Here is a 6,496-nt window from a genome sequence, read left to right as displayed (position 1 = left end):
ACTTGCACATGACGCTCCAAGTCGGATTTTGTCCCTTCCATTGCTTCAAATGTCAGCTGTACTTTATTGCCCACGAATCCTTCTGCCTTCGCATGTCTTTCTTGCTGCAACTGGTCTCGAATGAGTTTCGATGCCACGTTATCTAATTGCACCTGCGTAAGACGCTTGTCGAAGCAACCCACGGATTCGCCAAGCTTCCCTAATGTTTTGTCTACCTTTGTTAATTTGATTCGCAAATTACATTTGCATTAATGCGATGAGTTTTTCAATCGTTTTATCATCTGTACGTTTGCTGACTAAATACCCAGCTTCATTCAGTGTGATTGGTAATTGCGTAACGTGTTCCATGTGTGTTCCTCCCATTAATTAATTTTCCGACCTGTCTTCGCTATCTTGAAATCATGTAAGAATTCCTGAAACGCTTCAATACGTGAATCTAGTGATTCTTTTGTCGCATCACTTGCGGTCGCAATCGAACCACGCATGAGGGACGATACAACCGCATCTTTCAGAAATTCATCCATATAGGCAATCAAATTGTGGACATTCTTATTCGCAACATAATTCATCGAAGATTCTTCGAGTTGTATATCATCCACATCTTTAGACAAGGCATCTGCCTTTTGTTTGTAGAAATCCACTGTATCCTTAAGTTCTTCATTTTTATCTTTTAATTCGTTTATAAGTTTAATATGTTATACAGATTTGATTGCTACCTCTTTCACCACTTCTTTCTCGATAATCTGCGGTTTCTGCTCTTCCCTCTCCTCTAACTGTTTTCTAGTGAGCTCTTCCGATTTACGGGCTGCAAATGTTTCTTGTTCCGCACGTTTTCTTCGTTCTGTCTCTTGGTGGAGGAGCTTGTCCCTTTCTTTGAGGGCTTTCTTCACTTCTCTCAGCTCACGCACCGTCATTTCATCGACGGTCTTTTCTTCCCCTGTGGAGGGAATCGTGTGTGGTTTTTCGATGAATTGTTGACGATTCACCTCTAACGGTAACTGAATTAATTCAAAAATCTTACTCGTTTGTAACGATGTCGTTACATTTTGAAATTGCTCGTAAGCTTGGATAAAGCGATTCGCTTGCATACGACTAAAATTACAATGTTTTTCTATCCAATCTATCCACTCACCGTGCACTAAATCGTTTTCTTTCACATGTTTTAAACGCATACCAATCTCAAATATCGACTGTCCTGCGATTTGCTGATAGCTTTTGATTTCTGCTGTGATTACATTGATGTCAGTTGATAAGTTTGTTATTTCGTTCATCTGGTCACGAACATTCCCTTTGGTCAAGTTAATGTGTAAAAAAATAACTCATCCTACCAAATCATACTCTCACTAATATCCAAGAGATTCCCCAGTTCTTTTTGAGTCAGGTTGTTCCTTTTTCGAAGTTCTTTTATATAACTCCCTTTTATTTTCATATGACTCACCTCTTATAATTTATAATACACTCCACATGACCCAAGGTCAACAAAAAGACCAAAAAAATAATTCGCAAAATATCAATTGCACTAAAAGTCAAGTTAGTTGTACAATGTATATAAGAACCATACATTTGGTTTAAATTTTTCCCAAAGGAGACTTACCTTATGCCCCCTAAGTTAGCCGTTAGGATAAAAGAGATGCGCAAAGAAACAAAGTTATCCCAAAAACAATTGGGAGAAAAGGCTAATGTTACCGAATCATTCATTTCAAAAATTGAATCTGGTGCGAAAAAACCTTCTATAGAAGTTATCTCTAAGTTAGCAGAAATATTAGGCGTATCGGTAGACTATTTATTAGGACATTCCGACCATAAAAGTCTAGATAAGGAAAAATCACAGAAAGTTGCAAAAGACGTAGCCGAATTAATGGAGCGTATCAATAGATTATCTCCTGAAAAAAGACAAGCTATTATCAATTTAATTGATACTTACTAAAAAAAAAGAGCCTTTCAACTCCCCAAAAACAAAAAATAAACCCCGAGGGCTTTTTCAAAAGTTGATTAGGTCGGCAAACTTACCCAACTTTTGAAAACCAAAGAACGAGGTTTTGGAAACATATTTAAGTTATATTACTTTTTCATGGTAACATACACTTAAAAAAATGTTAACAAAAATCCTTTATTTTGTTATGCCCAATTCTAGGTCGGGGTGGTAAATGGAGGATTTTTTTATTATGTCAATTATAAGAAGAAGAAAAACATCACAATATTCATCGCTGCACAACAACCTACTACAAGATAAAAGGCTAAGTTACAGTGCTATCGGTTTAGCTAGTTATTTATTATCTCTTCCTGAGGATTGGATTATTATTAAAGAACAAATTTATAATCATTCAGAAAAAGATGGACGTAAAGTAGTAGATCGATGTTTTCGTGAGCTACTTCAATATGGATATATGATTGCTGGCTATGGATACGGTATGAAAAAAGAAGCAAGATCTAAACGACCAGTAAAACAGTATGAGTATATCATTTCAGATATTCCTTTTACACAAGAAGAAATAGACGAATTTTACTTTGAGTTATGTGAAAAATGGACAAGTGTAGATATAAATCTTTGTAACTACAGTAATTTAACTACTGCCCAAAAGGTACAGTACAAAAATAACAGTACAAAAGGTACACCTACAAAGAAAGATCTTAAAAAGAAAGATTTACAAAAAGATCTTGAAGAAGAAGAAATTATAACTAACTCTGTCACTGAATCTATAATTCTAGATTTAATGAACCAAAAAATTAAAGACCGAGAGATTACAAATAAAAAGACTATTAAAGCCATTCATGATGTTTCTAGTAAATGCAAAGCCATTGGAACAACTGATTTAACTGCAGCTGAAAACTATGTAATCAAAGTTGTGGAAGAAAAAATGTCTAAATTAGGCCAAAAGCAACGAACTCAATCTATACCCCAAAAACGGAAAGAAATAACACCTGATTGGTTGAAAGAACAACAACAAGACGAATTATCACAATCCATTGGACAAACTATGAGTCGTGGACCACAACAAACCTATGAAAACGAACAACAACGGATAGACGATGAACGAAGACGTTTGAAAGATATGTTAGCACAATATAAAAAAGAATAAAAAAATCAACGTGATAGACGCTTGTTTAAGTATGGATATCAAACATAAAAGGGGCCATTCACTATGACTAAAATTTATAAATTCACAGATAAATTTATCCAAGAGTTCCATGAATTTGTAAACACGGATCCATTTTCAGAGTTATTAGGAATCGTGTGGAGATATGGGCATTGCAATATTCATGATAATAAATTTGAATTGTCACATAAAAACAGAGAGATTATAGAACGATTTGCCATCCTTGCAAAAGGAGCTACTCCCGTAAAATCTAGATATCGTTCAGATAAAGGGTTCCATGAATGGCATTGCAATATTCACGGCAATCACCCACTTCTAAAAAAAATAAGAAATATGGGATGGCAGCCTATTACACACCAAGAAAGAACCTATCCAAAAGGGGATTTCAACCATTCTATTTTTATAAAAACATATATTCTCATGCGCCATGATGTAGGAATTATACGAGAAAAGACACCAAAAGGAATACTAACGCGCCCTCGACTACGAATTCATGGATCTGTAGATGTTTTACAACATATCACCCAGCATTTATATAAAGAACTCAGGGTAGGTTTAAAAAAATTACAAACAGATTTAAAAGTTGATCGAGCAAAAACAATTTATTATCAATCCAAGAAAGATATTCCTCTTATTTTAGAATACGTAGGCGCATGGGAAGCATTAGAAAAATTTAATTCGTTTGCATTAGGATATGAGAAGAAACCAGACGACATAATTTCTGTTTAAATCAAAAAGAGGGCTTAGACCCTCTTTTCCTGATTCATATCTAAATTTCTTTTTATATCATTTAATATTTGAATAGCTTTCTGTTCCCCATTCATTGCATCTTCCATAATGATATGTAGCTTATTTATTTCTATCTTGCATCCTCCTAATGTCACCTTTACTAACATAACGTCTTTTCCTCCCCTATTTTATTCGTTGGAAAAATTTAACGGATGATTTCTACCGGTTACAGATATTTCCCACCAGGCCTAGAAAGCACGAAAGTCGCTGCCACTATAATTGGCAACGACTTCTAAATTTATCATTTATCTTATAACCCACCAGGCTCACGGCTCATATACTGTACATATTCAATATCTTTGGTTTTACTAGCAACATTTTCTTTTTCTGGTACGCCTATGTTTAATAGTATTGTAAATGCACTAGCGACACTTAATATTATTATACTAAATTTTCTCATTATTCATCAACCTTTCCCTGCTTCTTTTTTAGTAATTCAATTGTACGTCGCACTGCTTTCGCATAATGATAGTTCGCTACCCGTTCAAAACGTATCAACGCTTGTTCCAAACCTTCTAAATCTTCATTGATTCTAGCTATATAATAATCTGTAAATGGTGAACTACCACGTTCTTCCACTAAATTATATATCATTTTTAATCCTTTTTTCTTGTCTTTATATAGTCCTATATAGTATCCTAGTTCTGAAGTGTCTATGTAGTCGAAATTAATCTTGTCTAGATTAAATCCGAACTCGATATACAGGAAGTTCAAAGTTGTATTAAATGCTATGTACTTCCTGCTATCTCGAGACACTCCATGTTGATCTAGATAATTGATACTATTTGCAATCCACTTTTCGGCAAGAATTTGGTCCTCAAACATATAAGATTCCCCAAGACAGCACATGCTTGTTGCTTTAATCAGAGTGATAATAAGTTCACTGTTTAAAATCTTATAGCACTTTTGACGACAAAATTCTATTTTATCATCGAACATATAAATATAAGCCATTCGTTCATCAAAGTACATTGTAAGCCAATTATAAATAAAATTGTCTGTAACCTCTAACAAATAACTTTCTACGTTCCCTGTATATGGATGCATCGCCCTTATATTGAATATATCATTCATAGTAAAAGCATATAAGGTATTTAACATTATCTGACATTCAGCGTCTGTAGAGAAAGTTTTTTGCTTTAATTCATCTAATAAAGGATAACCTTTCTTTTCATTTTTATTTCTTTTATTAAACACCTCATATACCCGTAAATATTTTTTCACTTCTTCATTGTTTTGATTTTCTTTTATTACAAAATCCATCAGTTCATACTCGCCAGTCCCTTGGCAGTAAACCAATGATTTACGTATGTTCAATTCATTTTGTGCGATTTTGATAAAGCTTCGTATTACTTCTTGACGTTCTTCTAGATTTTCATAGACCACATCCATGATTTTCATAAAAGTGTCGAGTTTCATTTCAGCAGTTTTACAAGTAACAATACCGTCTGTAATAACCGTGCGATCAACGCCTACTTTCTTCGCAAGTGGACGAATCTTAAATCCCTTATCATCTATATCCTTTTTAATCTTCTTCATCAGTTCTCGCATCAAATTACGCTTGGATTCTTTTTTAAACTGTTTCTCAGATTTTTTCTGCGTCTTTTCTTTTGTCGCTTCCACATTACTCCTCCTTATCAGAATTTATAAACATAACCTCAATCCAAACTTTTCCCACAGGAATGCTGTACTACAAAACATATATATGTTAAACTGTGAAGGAACTCGTATGTAGCGAAGTGTTTTCCTAGTGTAGTTAGGTGAACGGTTGGAAGTGATTGTAGGTTTTCACTATTCAACACGCTCTGCGAGTTTATTTTGTATGTATTTTTCCCATTTTAATTATACAGATAATTCAGACACACAAGTGTAAACAAGTTGAAAAGTAATTGTGAATTATCTGTGATATTGATTTCACAATTATTCTGTATTCCTTGATACGACTGAGTTTATAGTATAAATTCATATCCTTATTATATCATCCTCATATACTATAAATCCCTATTGTTCAACAAACTTCTTTATTGAGAAATAATTGTATGTTTTTTAAAACAATTTAAAATCTAGTAATCCCATCATCAAATATATTTAAAAAAAATCCTTTCAAACAAGTATCTAACCCCCCTTATTCTTATTTATTTATCTATTATTCTCACAATAAATCGCCCCTATAATGCCGAAAATAGAATATAATTGTGGAACTTTATCAATATTTGTCGGCATGATTGTATGGTAAGATACTGTTAATAACACCTTCCTAGTTGTTCTATATTAAGATAGGTATAAACCAAAGAAAAGGCGCTTTCGTTATGATTGCGTTTTTTCTTTTTTCTACAAAAAAAGCGAATCTTTTTATTTTATGACACTCATAAAGTAACAAAATATGTACTCTTTATTTGATATTCTAAGCTGGTTGATTCTTTGAATAGCTAAAGAAGGGGGAATTTTTATGTTTAAACGTATTTCCATACTTGGTATCATTGGGACATTGTCTATTTATTTGACTGGTTGTGCATCAAATACTCCCATTACGTCTACCTCACCTTATCCAATAGATACTCCTTACAAGAACGAAGATTTAACAAAGGCTTTCCCTGTCGGAATGCCAA

Annotated in this window: 7 protein-coding genes and 1 pseudogene; 3 read left to right on the top strand and 5 right to left on the bottom strand. The window is 33.7% G+C overall.

The features are described 5' to 3' along the window. Positions 1-362 precede the first annotated feature (362 nt). Together ACQRBL_RS25635 and ACQRBL_RS25630 are read right to left on the bottom strand one after the other, a co-directional pair. Positions 363-1,271: pseudogene (locus tag ACQRBL_RS25635) on the bottom strand (DUF3102 domain-containing protein). Between the two features lie 53 nt (positions 1,272-1,324). Next, a complete protein-coding gene (locus tag ACQRBL_RS25630) occupies positions 1,325-1,429 on the bottom strand; it encodes a helix-turn-helix domain-containing protein (RefSeq protein ID WP_411996749.1) in 105 nt (34 codons plus the stop codon). 168 nt (positions 1,430-1,597) lie between these two features. Here ACQRBL_RS25630 and ACQRBL_RS25625 point away from each other — a divergent pair, with 168 nt between their 5' ends. From ACQRBL_RS25625 to ACQRBL_RS25615, 3 genes are all read left to right on the top strand, one after another. Further along, positions 1,598-1,927: a helix-turn-helix domain-containing protein gene (locus ACQRBL_RS25625; RefSeq protein WP_023524133.1), complete on the top strand. Its 330-nt coding sequence runs from the start codon at positions 1,598-1,600 to the stop codon at positions 1,925-1,927. A gap of 238 nt (positions 1,928-2,165) precedes the next feature. After that, positions 2,166-3,080 carry a hypothetical protein gene (locus ACQRBL_RS25620; protein ID WP_023524132.1) on the top strand — a complete coding sequence of 305 codons (915 nt, stop codon included), beginning with the start codon at positions 2,166-2,168 and terminating at the stop codon, positions 3,078-3,080. A 63-nt stretch (positions 3,081-3,143) separates the two neighbouring features. Beyond that, on the top strand, positions 3,144-3,827 hold the full coding sequence (locus ACQRBL_RS25615; protein WP_023524131.1) for a hypothetical protein: 684 nt from the start codon (positions 3,144-3,146) through the stop codon (positions 3,825-3,827). A 14-nt stretch (positions 3,828-3,841) separates the two neighbouring features. Here the strand turns inward: ACQRBL_RS25615 and ACQRBL_RS25610 are convergent, their stop codons facing one another. The 3 genes from ACQRBL_RS25610 to ACQRBL_RS25600 all read right to left on the bottom strand — a co-directional run bounded on the left by ACQRBL_RS25610 (position 3,842) and on the right by ACQRBL_RS25600 (position 5,510). Then, positions 3,842-3,994: a hypothetical protein gene (locus ACQRBL_RS25610; RefSeq protein ID WP_157762871.1), complete on the bottom strand. Its 153-nt coding sequence runs from the start codon at positions 3,992-3,994 to the stop codon at positions 3,842-3,844. Positions 3,995-4,137: 143 nt separating this feature from the next. Beyond that, positions 4,138-4,287: a hypothetical protein gene (locus ACQRBL_RS25605; protein ID WP_023524130.1), complete on the bottom strand. Its 150-nt coding sequence runs from the start codon at positions 4,285-4,287 to the stop codon at positions 4,138-4,140. Then, complete coding sequence (locus tag ACQRBL_RS25600; RefSeq protein WP_411996748.1) at positions 4,287-5,510, bottom strand: AimR family lysis-lysogeny pheromone receptor; 1,224 nt, start codon at positions 5,508-5,510, stop codon at positions 4,287-4,289. The genes ACQRBL_RS25605 and ACQRBL_RS25600 overlap by 1 nt, the downstream gene beginning before the upstream one ends. Positions 5,511-6,496: the final 986 nt, after the last annotated feature.

Source organism: Bacillus sp. AF62, assembly GCF_050312695.1.
Classification (GTDB): Bacteria; Bacillota; Bacilli; order Bacillales; family Bacillaceae_G; genus Bacillus_A; species Bacillus_A cereus.
The sequence above is the reverse complement of the archived record's forward strand: the minus strand, read 5'-3'. Positions and strand labels throughout refer to the sequence as shown.

What these genes read in the sequence shown, in the direction of transcription:
- ACQRBL_RS25610 (WP_157762871.1), bottom strand. Translation starts at nt 3,994, where the DNA reads ATGTTAGTAAAGGTGACATTAGGAGGATGCAAGATAGAAATAAATAAG.
- ACQRBL_RS25630 (WP_411996749.1), bottom strand. Translation starts at nt 1,429, where the DNA reads ATGAAAATAAAAGGGAGTTATATAAAAGAACTTCGAAAAAGGAACAAC.
- ACQRBL_RS25605 (WP_023524130.1), bottom strand. Translation starts at nt 4,287, where the DNA reads ATGAGAAAATTTAGTATAATAATATTAAGTGTCGCTAGTGCATTTACA.
- ACQRBL_RS25615 (WP_023524131.1), top strand. Translation starts at nt 3,144, where the DNA reads ATGACTAAAATTTATAAATTCACAGATAAATTTATCCAAGAGTTCCAT.
- ACQRBL_RS25620 (WP_023524132.1), top strand. Translation starts at nt 2,166, where the DNA reads ATGTCAATTATAAGAAGAAGAAAAACATCACAATATTCATCGCTGCAC.
- ACQRBL_RS25625 (WP_023524133.1), top strand. Translation starts at nt 1,598, where the DNA reads ATGCCCCCTAAGTTAGCCGTTAGGATAAAAGAGATGCGCAAAGAAACA.